The sequence below is a fragment of the Haloarcula halophila genome, assembly GCF_029278565.1.
Taxonomy (GTDB): domain Archaea; phylum Halobacteriota; class Halobacteria; order Halobacteriales; family Haloarculaceae; genus Haloarcula; species Haloarcula halophila.
Genome location: NZ_CP119559.1, coordinates 1,629,206 through 1,642,340 on the forward strand (window position 1 = coordinate 1,629,206; position 13,135 = coordinate 1,642,340).

The following is a 13,135-nucleotide window of genomic DNA, read 5'->3' on the forward strand; positions in this document are numbered from 1 at the left end:
CGGTTAGTCGGACCGCGGCGGCTTCCCCGTCTGTGACCGACGGGGGAACGACTCCTCGCTCGGGACCGTCGTCGTCCCGACGTCGCTGTACCGGACCGATTCGGTCACCCGGAGTCGCGTCCCGTCGCGGACGACCGTGTACTGGAGGGCGTACGAGCGGACGATCCCCTTGGGGGTCACCGTCGCCGTGAAACTCACGCCGCCGACCCGGTCCCCGCCAACGAGGGGCACTCGGCCGCGGTCGGTCGCGCCGTCAGTCGAGACGCGGTACAGTGGCGCCCGGTTGATCTGCATGACTTCCTCGTTGGTGAGCGAAACGTCGGTGACGTTGACGGCGCCGAACAGTATCCGGAACCGCTGATTGTAGGTGGGATCGAACGACAGCGCCGCCCGTGGCGGGAGCGGTGGACCGCCGATACCGCGGCTGTCGGCGACGATGCGTCGATCTGTCGTCCCGTTCTCGGTCACCCACTGGACCGCGCGCCCGTCCGCCCAGCGAATGCGGGCGGTCCGATCGGTGACAGTACTCCCGGTGACGGTTCTGACCGCGCGGTAGCTGTCGTAGCCCGCGGCGATCTCGGCTCGCGTGTGCTGGCGCAACCGGACGGTCCCCTCGGTCGTCTCGACCAGGCGCCGACGGTCGACCGTGTACGACCGGTTCGAGAGGCGCGTGACGTGGGCACGTGCCAGCGCGTCGGCGTCGTCGATCCCGGCTTCGGTGAGTCCCGGTGCGATCCTGACGGTCTCGGGATCGGGCGCCGGAACCGGTGCGGGCGTGACGGCCTCTGTCGGGCCGGTCCCGCCGACGAACCCGCCACAGCCCGCGAGGGTGAGACAGAGCACGACACCCAGTACCCGGAGCCCACCGTGCATACGGGAACGTCGGTGCCGAGCGGCATAACGGCTCGGTCGACGGAGGCCGTGGGGCGAAGCGCCTGTTCCACCTATAAGTTCCAGCGGGTCCCACCATCGGACATGCAGACCCTGTTGCTCGGTCCGGACGCAGTCGAGAGACACGCCGACCTCCCCGCGATCGTCGACGCGGTGTCGGCCGCGTTCGCCGCCGACGCGCGTGGCGACACGATCATGCCCGCGAAGTCCTACATCGACCTGCCCGAGTACAACGGCGACTTCCGGTCGATGCCGGCCTACGTCAACGCCGGCGACTGGGACGCCGCGGCGGTCAAGTGGGTCAACGTCCACACGGACAACCCGACCGACCACGACCTCCCGACGGTGCTGGGGACGCTCATCTACTCGGACCCGGAGACGGCGTTCCCCCTCGCCGTGATGGACGGGACCGTCCTGACGCGGCTCCGCACCGGCGCGGCCGCGGCCGTGGCGACCGACCACCTCGCGGTCCCCGACGCCGACTCGCTGGGGTTGGTCGGTGCCGGGACGCAGGCGTACACGCAACTGGAGGCCATCGCGACCGTTCGTGACATCGAGACGGTCGTCGTCGCCGACCGGGACGAACAACGCCAGCGGGCCGTCGTCGATCACTTCGGCGACCGCTTCGACGTCCGCGCCGGACCCATCGAGGAGGCGGCTGGCTGTGACGTGCTCTCGACGATCACGCCCGTGGAGTCGCCCATCGTCGACCGGGAGTGGCTGGGCGAACACACCCACGTCAACGCCATCGGTGCCGACGCCGCCGGGAAACACGAACACGACGACCGGACGTTACTGGACGCGAAACTCGTCATCGACGACTACGAGCAGTGTACCCACTCCGGCGAGATCAACGTCCCCTGGAGCGAGGGCGTCCTCGACGACGGGGACATCTACGGCGAACTCGGCTCGATCGTCGCCGGCGACCTCCCGGGCCGGGAGTCGGCGGACGGCATCACCCTCTTTGACTCGACCGGCCTGGCGATCCAGGACGTGGCGGCGGCCCACGTCGCCTACGAGAACGCCCGCGAGGCCGGCGAGGGAACCGACTTCGTACTCGTCGGTACCGACACCACGTGAACGGACGCCGGCGAGCTAGCTCGGCGTCAGCGCCTCGGTCACCTTCGAGATCAGCCAGACGATGACGAGGAAAGGCAACAGCGGGACCAGCAGGACCGCGAGCCCCAGGAACATCCCCCAGCCGAAAACATCCATCTCCCAGTCGTGATGGGTGCCGGTCAGCGGCGTCACGCTCCGGATCGGTGCCGGAAGGATCGACTCTGTCGCCTCCGCGTCGGTGGACGCATCGTCTGCCATGCCCCGACGTTCGCTCGAAGTGACAATAAGCCTGTGCCACCACGTCGTTGGGTGTCACACTGTCGACCCGGTCGGCTGAAGGGAAAGCTATAGCAACGTCGGTGTCCGACCGACTACCATGACCACGACCGGTGACGAACGCGAACGCGGGTTCGACCACACGGCGATCGAGCCCCACTGGCAAGAGGTGTGGGACGAGGCGGACGTGTTCCGCATCGAGGACGACGCCACCGATCCCGAGTACGTCCTTGCGATGTTCCCCTACACGTCGGGTTCGCTGCACATGGGCCACGTCCGCAACTACACGATCACCGACGCCTTCGCTCGCTTCGAGCGGATGCGTGGGGAGAGCGTCCTCCATCCGATGGGATGGGACTCCTTCGGCCTACCCGCGGAGAACGCCGCCGAGGAGCGGGACACCAACCCCCGCGACTGGACGCTGGGCTGTATCGACTCGATGAAAGAACAGCTGACCGAGATGGGCTTTGGCTACGACTGGGAGCGGGAAGTCACCACCTGTGATCCCGACTACTACCGCTGGAACCAGTGGCTGTTCAAGCGCTTCGACGAGGCCGGCCTGGTCGAACGCCAGGGCGCGGAACTGAACTGGTGTCCCTCGTGTGAAACCGTCCTCGCGGACGAACAGGTCGAAGGCGAGGCGGAACTGTGCTGGCGCTGTGACACCCCCATCGAACACCGCGAGATGGACCAGTGGTTCCTCACCATCACGGACTACGCCGAGGAACTGCTCGACTCGCTCGACGACCTGGACGGGTGGCCGAACAACGTCCGGGAGATGCAGCGCAACTGGATCGGCAAGCAGGAGGGCGCGAGTGTCGCCTTCGAGGTCGGCGACTACGGCGCGGTCGACATCTTCACCACCCGACTGGACACGATCTACGGCGCGACCTACTTCTCGCTGGCACCGGGCCACCCGGTCGCCCAGGAGATCGCCGAAGACAACGACGAGGTCGCCGACTACATCCGCGAGGTCGAACACGCCGACGAGGACGACCTGGAGGTGACCTCGGGGGTGTTCACCGGCGAGTACGCCACGAACCCCGCGACCGGCGAGGAGATCCCGGTCTACGTCGCCGACTACGTCCTGACCGACGTGGGCACCGGCGCGCTCTACGCGGTGCCGGCCCACGACGACCGTGACCACGAGTTCGCTACCCACCACGACATCCCCATCGAGCAGGTCGTCGAGCCGACCGAGGACGCCGCGGTCGACCCCGAGGACATCGACGTTCAGGAAACGGCCTACACCGAAGACGGCGTCCTCGTCAACAGCGGCGAGTACAACGGCCTGACGAGCGAACAGGCCCGCGAGCGGTTCGTCGAGGTCTTCGACGGCGAACACCGCACGGAGTACAACCTCCGGGACTGGGGGATCTCCCGGCAACGGTACTGGGGGACGCCGATCCCGATGATCGACTGTCCGGACTGTGGCTACGTTCCCGTCCCCGACGAGGACCTGCCGGTCGAACTACCGGAGTTCGTCCACACCACCGGGAACCCCCTGGACGCGGCCGAGGAGTGGAAACACGTCGACTGTCCCGACTGCGGGGCCGACGCGGTCCGGGAGACCGACACGATGGACACCTTCGTCGACTCCTCGTGGTACTTCCTGCGGTACACCTCGCCGGCCCTCGACGACGCCCCCTTCGACACCGAGCGGGCGACCGACTGGATGCCCGTCGACCAGTACGTCGGCGGCATCGAACACGCCGTGATGCACCTGCTGTACGCCCGCTTCTTCACGAAGGTCGTCGACGACCTCGACCTGCTCTCCGGCGGCGTCCGCGAGCCCTTCACCAACCTGACGAACCAGGGGATGGTCCTGGGTGCCGACGGCAACAAGATGTCCAAGAGCCTGGGCAACGGTGTCTCGCCCCAGCGCATCATCGAGGAGTACGGCGCCGACACCGCCCGGCTGTTCATCATGGAGGCCGCCCAGCCCGAGAAGGAGTTCGCCTGGAGCGCCGAGGGCGTCCAGTCGGCCCACAGTTTCCTCCAGAACGTCTACGAACTGACCGCCGACTACGTGGCCGGCGACGTCGAGACCGGCGAGCGCGACGACATCGCCGAGTACGTCGCCCGCGAGATCGACGCCACGGCCGCCCGCGCGACCGAGGAGTACGAGGAGTTCCGGTTCAACCACGCTCTCCAGGCGGTCCGGGAACTGGTCTCGCTGCTCCGCCGGTACGAGGAAGCGACCGATCCCGCCCCGGAGACCTTCGAGCGCGGGCTGGTGACGGTGACGAAGCTACTGGCCCCGGTCGCGCCCCACGTCTCCGAGGAGATCTGGCAGGAACTGGACAACGACGGGCTCGTCGCCGAGGCCGACTGGCCGGCCGGCGAGGCCCCCGAGGACTACGAGGTCGAACGCCGTCTGGTCGAGGACACCCGTGAAGACGTCCGGGACATCGTCGACACGGTCGGCATCGAGGACCCCCAGCGGATCACGCTGGCGGTCGCACCCGACTGGAAACACCGGGTCGTCGACATCGCTCGCGAGGCCGACAACGTCGTCCCCGCGGTGATGCAAAACGAGGACCTCCAGCGACACGGCGAGGCCGCCGCGGACTTCGCGAAGGAACTGGCCGGCCGCGCGACGTTCCCGACCCTGCTCACTCCCGAACAGGAGGTCGCGACCCTCCGGCGTGCGGCGTGGCTGCTCGAACGCGAGTTCGGTGCCGAGGTCGTCGTCCAGTCGCCCGAGGCGGCCGACGAGGGGCTGATGGGGAACGCCGAGCCCGGTCGCCCGGCGATCGACATCGCGGAGTAGCTACCTTTCGACATCGAGAGAGTCCCGCCGTTCACGGCGGGCGTGAATCGCGTACACTCCTGTGAGGAACCGTCATGATACAACTGGCCGTGAGTCTCCAACGATCACCAGCAGTTTTCACTTTCACTTTGGTTGACTGGTATTTACGTTCCCACAACTCCTACTGGTAGTTGGCAGATGAAGCGTACCAACACGTTCGCTGTACGACCGCTCTCCGAGACTGGAGAGCAACTGCTACGGGACCTGTTGGACGCTTCCGCCGCTCTCTGGAACGAGGTTAACTATCAGCGCCTCATGCGGTACAACGACGAGGACGGCTTCGAGGGCGATGTGTGGGACGCCGACACCGGCAGGCTCGAAGGGAAGTACAAAGGCGTTCTCGGCGCGTCCACGGCCCAACAGGTGATACGGAAGAACAGCGAAGCGTGGCGCGGGTTCTTCGAGAGCAAGAAAGCGTGTCACGACGCCTCGAATGCATCGGTCACAGAACACCCCGAACCACCGGGGTTTCGTGGCAACGAGGACGACGGACGGCAACTCAAGACCGTCATTCGCAACACGTCGTACACCGTCGAATGGGGAGATCGCTCCCGGCTTGAGATACTGGTCGGCAGCGAGTTGAAAGACCGATACGACCACACCGGGCGTCTCCGCTTGGAAATAGCTGGCAACCCGAATTGGCCCGACTACGAGAAACAGGGCCGGTTAGACCTGTGGTATGACGAGACTGACAGCACCTTCCGGGCTTCGCAACCCGTGACTGTTTCTGACGAGACACGGGCGACTCCACTGGCCTCAGAGAAGGCCGCTCTGGACATTGGTGCAAACAATCTCGTCGCCTGTACCACCACAACCGGCGAACAATACCTGTACGAAGGCCGTGAACTGTTCCATCGATTCCGTGAGACGACACGAGAAATCGCCCGGTTGCAGTCCAAACTACCGGACGGCCGATACAGTAGTGAGCATATCCGGCGACTGTACCACAAGCGAACCCGCCGCCGTGACCACGCCCAAGAAGCGTTGTGTCGTGACCTGCTGGAACAACTGTACGAGGAGGGCGTTGACACGGTGTATATTGGCGGGTTGACTGATGTGTTGGAGACACACTGGTCGGTCGAAACCAACGCCAAGACCCACAACTTCTGGTCGTTCAAGAAATTCACCGAGCGACTGGCGTGTACCACCGAGGAATACGGTATTTCCGTGGAAGTCCGGTCGGAGGCATGGACCAGCCAAGAGTGCCCGCAATGCGGTTCGACAGACCGAACAACACGGCATCAGGACACACTCACCTGTCCATGTGGATTCAAAGGCCACGCCGACCTCACAGCCTCAGAGACGTTCCTAGAGCGGCAGACAGAGCAGTCAGCCAGGCCGATGGCACGGCCCGTGCGGTTCGAGTGGGACGACCACAACTGGTCGGGGATATCACACCCTCACGAAAGTCCCAAAGAACAGCGCACAGACCCGAGTACCGTCCACTGTAACGGGAATATTGTCTCCAGTGAGTCTTAGACTGGTTGAGACTCCCACGGAGGAAACCGCGCCGTTTACGGCGCGGAGGATGTCATTCCATCGGGACGAGTCCGGCCTCCATCAGATCCCGGAGGACCTCCGCGGCGTGGCCCTCGGGCCTGACACCCTCGTAGACGCCGACGATCCGTCCCTTCGCGAGGACGTAGGTCGTCCGGCTGGCCCGGTCGCGCTCGCTGATCTCGACGTCGAAGGCGTCGGCGATGGTGCCGTCGGGATCGGCCAGCAGGTCGAAGGAGAGGTCGTGTTCTTCGGCGAACTCACAGTGGCTGTCGACGTCGTCGGTCGAGACGCCGTACACCTCGACGCCCGCCTCGTGGTACTCCTCGTAGCGGTCGTTGAACGCCTTCGCCTCGGTCGTACAGCCCGGCGTGTCGTCACGCGGGTAGAAATACAGCACCGTCGGTGTTCGAAAGTCCGGCGTGACGCGTTCCCCCCACTGGTTGTGGGCGCTGATCGACGGCGGCTGCGTCCCGGGTTCGAGTACCATCGTCAGTTCACCGGGATGTCGGTCCCTTCGTCGTCCTCGTCCTCGACGATCTTGGGCAGGTGGACGGTCAGGACGCCGTCGTCGTAGCTGGCCGCCGCGTCGTCCTCGACGGGACCGGGCAGTCGGACGGTCCGGCTCAGGGACTGCCTGCGCCGTTCGCGTGTGAGATACTGCCCGTCGACGGACTCGGCCGACTCGTCGCGCTCGGCGGTGACCGAGAGCTTCCGGTCCTCGGCGAGTGTGACGTCGATATCGTCGGTGTCGAACCCGGGCAGATCCATGCGGACGACGAACTCGTCGCCGGTTTCGACCAGATCCGTCGGGACCGCACCGAGGTTGGCCCCGAACTGGTCGGTCAGTACGTCGAACGCGCGCTCGATCTCGCTGAACGGATCGGTATCGGTCATATTCGACCCTACGCGCGCCCCCGACTTAACTTTCACATGACAGGTTGTCGCACTGTCGGGAGTCGGACGGGTTACTGTCGCTGTGTACCGGTGGTCGTCCGACCGTTGTTCGTCGATACCGGTCAGAGACGACGTCTCAGTTGATGACCGTCTCGGAGTCGTAGGAACCCAGCCGGCGGACCCAGCCGTTCTCTGCGATGGCCTCGATGTCTTCGAGGGCAGCCTGGGTCCGGTCCTCGTAGAGGCCGGCGGCGATGTCGATGTGGAAGACGTAGTCGCCCAGGCGCTCGCCGCTGGGCCGGGACTCGACGCGGGTGAGGTTGATGTCCCGGTCGGCGAACGGCTCCAGCAGTTCCAGCAGGAGCCCGGGATAGTCGGCGTTCGGGTAGACGATGAAGGAGGTCTTGCTGCCGGCGTCGCTGCGTTCGTCGGCCGGCGCGACGACGACGAACCGGGTGGCGTTCGAGGAGCGGTCCTGGATGTCCTCGGCCAACACGTCCAGTTCGGTCCCGTTGGCGGCGTTCGCGGGGTGGCCGATCGCGGCGACGGACGGATCATCGCGTGCGCGCTCGACGCCGCGGGCGGTCGAGGTGACCGCTTCCACGTCGATCCCCGGGTAATGCTCGTCGAGCCAGCCCCGACACTGCGCCAGTGCCTGGGCGTGGCTCGCGACGAGGTCGAACGAGTCGTGCTGGGCCAGCAGGGCGTGCCGGATCGGGGTGATGATCTCCCTGACGACGGCGATATCGTAGGTACTGAAAGCGTCGAGGGATTCTGTCACCGATCCCTCGATGCTGTTCTCGACCGGGACGACACCGCGGTCGGCCTCGCCGTCGGCGACGGCTTCGACGATCGCGGTAACCGACTCGGTGAACGTGATGTCGTCGTCGGCGACCGCCTGTGCGGCCCGATGAGAGTAGGTGCCCGACGGACCGAGCGTGATCGTGGTCATGGCTCCGGGTACAGCGCAGTGGCTGAAAAACACCCCGGTGTCGGGAGACACTACCTCACCGGGTCAACCGTCCGTGGGCGTCGGCCCAGTCGTCCCCAGCGGCGATCGCCGCCGGAAGCTCGGCGACACACTCCCGACAGTACCGATAACCGGACTCGTTCTCGGTCCCGCAGGCCGGACACGCCAGGACAGCCGGCCCGTCGTCATCGCGTTCGTCGTCGACGTGGGTGTCCTCCCCGATATCTGCGGTCGCCGTCCGTTCGGCCCGACCCAGTCGGACCGCGACGTAGACACCCAGACAGTTGAACGCGAGCGCGGCTACGAGCGCACCGAGTTGCCAGGGTGGAACAGGCATGGTCCTCTAGGCGAACGTCCGTCTGCCAGCGACAAAAATGAGGGGTGCCGTTCCCAACAGCGGGGAACCCGGAGTCGGAGAAACAGCGCCGTCGGTGCGCCGCTATCAGGAGAGCCGTGCGAGTTCGTCGTCGCTGAGATCGATCGCGCTGGCGGCGACGTTCTGTTCGAGGTGCTCGATACTCGACGTCCCAGGGATCGGCAGCGTCACGTCCGAATGACCGAGCAGCCACGCCAGTGCGATCTGGTAGGGTGTCGCGTCGTGGCGTCGAGCGATCTCCTCGATCCCCTCGACGTCGTCGAGCTCACCGGCTGCCAGCGGGTACCACGGGATGAACCCGATCCCCGCGTCCTCACAGGCCTCCAGGACAGCCTCGTCCTCACGGTTAGCGATGTTGTACTGGTTCTGGACCGTCGCGATCTCGACGATCTCGCGTGCCCGGTCGAGCTGGTCGACCGAGACGTTCGAGAGGCCGACGTGGCGGACCAGCCCCTCGTCTTTCAGCTCCGCGAGGGTGTGGACCGACTCCTCGAACGGTGTGTCCGGGTCCGGGCGGTGGAACTGATAGAGGTCGATCGGGTCCATCCGCAGCCGGTCCCGCGAGCACAGCTGTGCGTTCCGGAGGTAGTCGGGGTCGCCGTGGGGGAGCCAGTCGGCGTCGGTATTGCGGAGCAGTCCGCCTTTGGTCGCGATCACGAGATCATCGCGCTCGGTATCGAGGGCCTCGCCGATCAGTCGCTCGGAGACGCCCGGGCCGTAGGAGTCGGCGGTGTCGATGAAGTCGACGCCGAGTTCGACCGCTCGCTCCAGTACCCGGCGGGCGTTCTCGGCGTCGTCCGGTTCGCCGATGACGTCGTCGCCGGTGATCCGCATCGCACCGAACCCGAGTCGGTTGACCGTCAGTTCGCCACCGATGTCGAAGGTGTCGCTCTCGTTTGTGACCATCGTCGTCCCGTTGGCCGTCGAGACGTAAATGTCGTCGGCGTCGTTATCCGGTCCGATAATCGCCCCAGTAGAGTCATATGCGGCCACGGTCAACGACCGGTATCATGTCGCTCCCGCGCCCGCTGGCGGCGCTGGCCGTTGCGGTCGCTGTCCTCGCGTTCGTCTCCGGCCCGCTGGTCGGTGCCGTCGACCTCACGCGGGCGACTCCCCCGCCGGGAGCCGGCCAGGCGGACGTCTCCGTCGAGTCGGTCCCCGACGGGGGGATCGTCCTCGAACGGGGTCGGTTCGGTGCCGGGCGATACCACCTGTCCGCGCCCCCCGCGGTCGTCTCAGTCGATTCCGTCGAAGGAAACCCTGTCGTCCGGTACACGATCGACATCCCGGAACTGTGGACGACGGCGACAAGCAGATACGCGCTGGCCGGCCGCGGCGGCGAACGAGTCCAGCTCCGACCGAACCCGTTAGGAATCAGTCCGGACCGGATCGAGCGGGAGAGCTACGAGGCGACCGTCGCCGTCTGGCTGCGGACCGGCGACAGGGAGCGTGACCTGGTCCAGCGCCGCATCACGATCGAGGTCGAGCGATGAGCGAGGGCGTCCTCGACCGGTTGCTCGCCGGCGAGACAGTCACTGTCTCGGAGTTGCGGACAGCGGTGGTTCGCTCGGTCTTCGGGGACCGGATCGGGGCGCTTGTCGGGCTCGCCGCGATCGTCTGGTTCGCGCTCTACTGGGAGCTGAACTTCTTCTCCAGCGACCAGTACACGTTCGCGAACACGCTCGTCGGCGTCGTCGAGGGACACCTCTCCATCGACGAGGCCGTCTACGGGCCGCCATCGGGCTCGACACCGGGGACCTCCCTCGTCGACGGTCGGGTCTACGGCCGGAACTACGGCGTCGTCGTCGTCTCGGCGGTGTGGCTCGTCGTCTATCGGCTCCTCTCAGTACTCCTCGACCTCCGGGTACTCCTGGTCGGCCTGTGGTCGCTGGCCGTCGCCGTCCTGAGCTACGGGATCGGGACCGTGATCGGCCGGGAACGGGCGGGGACACTGCTCGGAGCGGGGATCGGGGCAGCCGTCTTCGTGGGGAACCTCGCGGTCGCGACGCCGCTCCCGCCGCGGTGGCTACCGGTGTTGGCCCTCCAGACGACCACCGCACTCGCTGCCGCGTTCGTCGCCGTCGTCTGCTATCGACTGGGGAACGCAGCGTACACGCGTCGCGTCGGGCTCGCGATGGGTGTGGTCGCCGCCGTCGGGACGCCGGTCGGGTTCTGGGCGACCGTCCCGAAACGCCACAGCGTCACCGCCCTGTTGGTCGTCCTGGCGATGTACACCCTCTACCGGAGCCGAGCGGCGACGACCCGCCGGCGCGCGAGGCGGTTCCGAGCGCTGACCTACGCCTGGGTCGGGGCCGCGGCCTGGGTTCACGCGGCGGAGGGGTTCATCCTGTTGCTCGCGGTCGCGGCGGTCGATCTGCCGACGGCACGGTCGAACCGCGCCCGTGACCTCGCCGTCGTTGGGGTCGCCCTGTTCCTCTCGCTGGTCCCGTTCTTCCTGACGAACTGGCTGATCGCGGGCAACCCAGTGGAGCCTCCCCGGCTCCTGCCGAACTACGGCGGCGACGTGCTCAGTCCGGGAGCGACCGAGGGCGGATCGGCTACGCAGGGAGGGGCGGGCGGGGGAACCACAGGGGGAGATACGGCGTCGGCCGAGTCGACCGGCGACGGGTCCGGGAGCGGTCTCAGCGCCGTCGTCGCGACCGCCGTCGGGCTGTTCGGCCGGCGACTACCGGGGCTGTTCATGGGATCGTACGGACTGTTCCTCACCGACCCCGGGCGGATCGCTGCGATCTTCGTCCGGACTGGCTATCTCGGCGGGCTCACGTCCTCCGAGGACGCCGCGGTCAACCTGAGCGTGCTGGCGTCGATGCCGCTGTTGGGAGCACTCGTCGCGGCCCCGATGTTGGCCGGGAAGCGGCACCTGTCGGCGGTCCGGTCCCCGAACGAGTGGTCCGCTATCCGGGTCCTCGACGCCTTCTCGGTCGGCTACGTCGTGTTGCTACTGGGCGTCTTCTTGGGCTCGCTCCCGGTCCATCACATGTTCACCGTCCGGTACCTCCACCCGCTGTACGTCGTCGGCGTCTACTGGCTGGCCCGACTGCCGGCAGTCCGGCGTGTCGTCGACTCGCAGGGTCGCGTGCTCGCGGCGACGACGGCGACCACCGCAGTAGCCGGGACTGGCGTGTATCTGGCTGCGATCGCCGGCGGCGACCTCGTCCTGGACGAGTCCGTTCAGGTGTACGCACTGTGGGCGCTGGCGGTCGCCGTCGTCGCCCTCGCGTGGGCGGTCCTGGCGACGACACGCTCCGGAGTCGATCGTGCCGGCGCGGTCGTCCTCGGGGTCGCCGCCGGGTCGATGGCGGCGTACCTACTGGTCAGCGGGCTTTCGCTGTTTCCCGTCTCCGGGGAGTTCCTCCTGCCGGGATCGCGGGTTCTCAGCGACGCTGTCCACTACACTCGACTCTACGGCAGTTCGCCGCCGTTCTGACTACTGATCGGACATCGCCTCGCTGGCGATCGACCGCCCGCGGGCCTCCAGTTGGACCTCGCGTCGGGTCCGGACCGGCTCCAGAATGTCGGCCTCCAGCAGGCGGTCGTACACCTCCTCGACCGTCTCGATCTCCATGTCGACGAACTCCGGGATCTTGAACGGCGAGATGCCGGAGTACAACGCCATCAACACCTGTGTCTCCTCGTCGGAGAGTTCGATGTCGTCGGCGACGTTCCGCTGTTCGCCCTGCCGGACCAACCCCTCCAGCAGTGAGACGTGTCGGGCACCACCGGAGATGTGGGTCTCGACGCTGGTTCCGTCGACAGTGTGTTCGACTTCGAGCACCGGGCGCTCCTCGCCACTGACCGTCTTCTCTTTCGCGTCGACGGTCCCGACGTCGTCGATGTCGAGTTCGACGAACGTCCCCGACGTGATCGCGAGGTTGATGCAGTCGCCGTCGAGTTTGACGCGGGCCTTCTCCCAGCCGATCTCCTGGACGACGCCGCCCTCGACGGCGGGGTGTTTGGTGAGGACGACGATCTGGTCGAGTAAGGTGCTGTAGAGCTGGTCCTCGAACTCCTCGTCGGCCCGGGGCGCGACGAGTGTCACGTCCCTGCCCGACCGGAGTTTCACGTAGCTGTCGACCTGTGCGAGGGGCTGGTTCATCTGGCTGGCGGTGACGGCGGTCAGCGACGACAGCGGGATCGTCCGCTTGCCCTCGTTCGTGGCCAGTACCAGCCGTTTGTTCGACAGCAGGATACGTCCGGGGACCCACTCGATGTCGTTGCGTTTTCGCCCGTCCTTGACGACCTGGACGAACTTGCCTTGCGTATCGAGGAGTTTGCGCTCTCCGTCGCTCATCGCTCTGGTCGCTCACCCGCCGGTAGGGGCGGGCGGTACTTGAGC

13 protein-coding genes are annotated in these 13,135 nt (G+C 66.6%); 5 read left to right on the top strand and 8 right to left on the bottom strand.

Annotation, left to right across the window (positions count from 1 at the left end; translation table 11 throughout):
* Window positions 1-3: 3 nt before the first annotated feature.
* Entirely contained in the window at window positions 4-873 is an 870-nt protein-coding gene (locus tag P0204_RS08630) for a hypothetical protein (protein ID WP_276178231.1), read from the bottom strand.
* A 102-nt stretch (window positions 874-975) separates the two neighbouring features.
* On the opposite strand from P0204_RS08630, the gene P0204_RS08635 reads away from it, so the two are divergent.
* Window positions 976-1,971: an ornithine cyclodeaminase family protein gene (locus tag P0204_RS08635; protein ID WP_276178233.1), complete on the top strand. Its 996-nt coding sequence runs from the start codon at window positions 976-978 to the stop codon at window positions 1,969-1,971.
* Window positions 1,972-1,986: 15 nt separating this feature from the next.
* On the opposite strand, the gene P0204_RS08640 is transcribed toward P0204_RS08635, so the two are convergent.
* The gene (locus P0204_RS08640) at window positions 1,987-2,208 is read right to left on the bottom strand and encodes a DUF7535 family protein (RefSeq protein WP_276178235.1); all 222 of its coding nucleotides are present in this window, start codon (window positions 2,206-2,208) and stop codon (window positions 1,987-1,989) included.
* Window positions 2,209-2,326: 118 nt separating this feature from the next.
* On the opposite strand from P0204_RS08640, the gene leuS reads away from it, so the two are divergent.
* A complete protein-coding gene (gene leuS, locus P0204_RS08645) occupies window positions 2,327-4,999 on the top strand; it encodes a leucine--tRNA ligase (protein WP_276178237.1) in 2,673 nt (890 codons plus the stop codon).
* A 177-nt stretch (window positions 5,000-5,176) separates the two neighbouring features.
* On the top strand, window positions 5,177-6,517 hold the full coding sequence (locus P0204_RS08650) for an RNA-guided endonuclease InsQ/TnpB family protein (RefSeq protein WP_276178239.1): 1,341 nt from the start codon (window positions 5,177-5,179) through the stop codon (window positions 6,515-6,517).
* Window positions 6,518-6,569: 52 nt separating this feature from the next.
* Here P0204_RS08650 and P0204_RS08655 read toward each other — a convergent pair whose 3' ends face one another.
* The 5 genes from P0204_RS08655 to P0204_RS08675 all read right to left on the bottom strand — a co-directional run bounded on the left by P0204_RS08655 (window position 6,570) and on the right by P0204_RS08675 (window position 9,684).
* Window positions 6,570-7,025: a peroxiredoxin gene (locus P0204_RS08655; RefSeq protein WP_276178241.1), complete on the bottom strand. Its 456-nt coding sequence runs from the start codon at window positions 7,023-7,025 to the stop codon at window positions 6,570-6,572.
* Window positions 7,026-7,027: 2 nt separating this feature from the next.
* The gene (locus P0204_RS08660; RefSeq protein WP_276178243.1) at window positions 7,028-7,432 is read right to left on the bottom strand and encodes an Hsp20/alpha crystallin family protein; all 405 of its coding nucleotides are present in this window, start codon (window positions 7,430-7,432) and stop codon (window positions 7,028-7,030) included.
* Window positions 7,433-7,568: 136 nt separating this feature from the next.
* Window positions 7,569-8,384, bottom strand: a complete 816-nt coding sequence (gene pheA, locus P0204_RS08665; protein ID WP_276178245.1) for a prephenate dehydratase — start codon at window positions 8,382-8,384, stop codon at window positions 7,569-7,571.
* A 55-nt stretch (window positions 8,385-8,439) separates the two neighbouring features.
* Window positions 8,440-8,739 carry a zinc ribbon domain-containing protein gene (locus P0204_RS08670; RefSeq protein WP_276178247.1) on the bottom strand — a complete coding sequence of 100 codons (300 nt, stop codon included), beginning with the start codon at window positions 8,737-8,739 and terminating at the stop codon, window positions 8,440-8,442.
* A gap of 105 nt (window positions 8,740-8,844) precedes the next feature.
* Entirely contained in the window at window positions 8,845-9,684 is an 840-nt protein-coding gene (locus tag P0204_RS08675; protein WP_276178249.1) for an aldo/keto reductase, read from the bottom strand.
* Between the two features lie 104 nt (window positions 9,685-9,788).
* On the opposite strand from P0204_RS08675, the gene P0204_RS08680 reads away from it, so the two are divergent.
* Both P0204_RS08680 and P0204_RS08685 read left to right on the top strand, forming a co-directional pair.
* Entirely contained in the window at window positions 9,789-10,271 is a 483-nt protein-coding gene (locus P0204_RS08680) for a hypothetical protein (RefSeq protein ID WP_276178251.1), read from the top strand.
* Complete coding sequence (locus tag P0204_RS08685) at window positions 10,268-12,226, top strand: hypothetical protein (RefSeq protein ID WP_276178253.1); 1,959 nt, start codon at window positions 10,268-10,270, stop codon at window positions 12,224-12,226. Before P0204_RS08680 ends, P0204_RS08685 begins: the two co-directional genes overlap by 4 nt.
* Here P0204_RS08685 and P0204_RS08690 read toward each other — a convergent pair whose 3' ends face one another.
* Window positions 12,227-13,090 (bottom strand): CheF family chemotaxis protein, encoded by an 864-nt coding sequence (locus tag P0204_RS08690; protein ID WP_276178255.1) that lies wholly within the window; start codon window positions 13,088-13,090, stop codon window positions 12,227-12,229.
* Between the last annotated feature and the right edge of the window lie 45 nt (window positions 13,091-13,135).

Excerpts from the sequence above, each read along its gene's own strand:
- P0204_RS08630 (WP_276178231.1), bottom strand. The coding sequence starts at position 873 with ATGCACGGTGGGCTCCGGGTACTGGGTGTCGTGCTCTGTCTCACCCTC.
- P0204_RS08635 (WP_276178233.1), top strand. The coding sequence starts at position 976 with ATGCAGACCCTGTTGCTCGGTCCGGACGCAGTCGAGAGACACGCCGAC.
- P0204_RS08640 (WP_276178235.1), bottom strand. The coding sequence starts at position 2,208 with ATGGCAGACGATGCGTCCACCGACGCGGAGGCGACAGAGTCGATCCTT.
- leuS (WP_276178237.1), top strand. The coding sequence starts at position 2,327 with ATGACCACGACCGGTGACGAACGCGAACGCGGGTTCGACCACACGGCG.
- P0204_RS08650 (WP_276178239.1), top strand. The coding sequence starts at position 5,177 with ATGAAGCGTACCAACACGTTCGCTGTACGACCGCTCTCCGAGACTGGA.
- P0204_RS08655 (WP_276178241.1), bottom strand. The coding sequence starts at position 7,025 with ATGGTACTCGAACCCGGGACGCAGCCGCCGTCGATCAGCGCCCACAAC.
- P0204_RS08660 (WP_276178243.1), bottom strand. The coding sequence starts at position 7,432 with ATGACCGATACCGATCCGTTCAGCGAGATCGAGCGCGCGTTCGACGTA.
- pheA (WP_276178245.1), bottom strand. The coding sequence starts at position 8,384 with ATGACCACGATCACGCTCGGTCCGTCGGGCACCTACTCTCATCGGGCC.
- P0204_RS08670 (WP_276178247.1), bottom strand. The coding sequence starts at position 8,739 with ATGCCTGTTCCACCCTGGCAACTCGGTGCGCTCGTAGCCGCGCTCGCG.
- P0204_RS08675 (WP_276178249.1), bottom strand. The coding sequence starts at position 9,684 with ATGGTCACAAACGAGAGCGACACCTTCGACATCGGTGGCGAACTGACG.
- P0204_RS08680 (WP_276178251.1), top strand. The coding sequence starts at position 9,789 with ATGTCGCTCCCGCGCCCGCTGGCGGCGCTGGCCGTTGCGGTCGCTGTC.
- P0204_RS08685 (WP_276178253.1), top strand. The coding sequence starts at position 10,268 with ATGAGCGAGGGCGTCCTCGACCGGTTGCTCGCCGGCGAGACAGTCACT.
- P0204_RS08690 (WP_276178255.1), bottom strand. The coding sequence starts at position 13,090 with ATGAGCGACGGAGAGCGCAAACTCCTCGATACGCAAGGCAAGTTCGTC.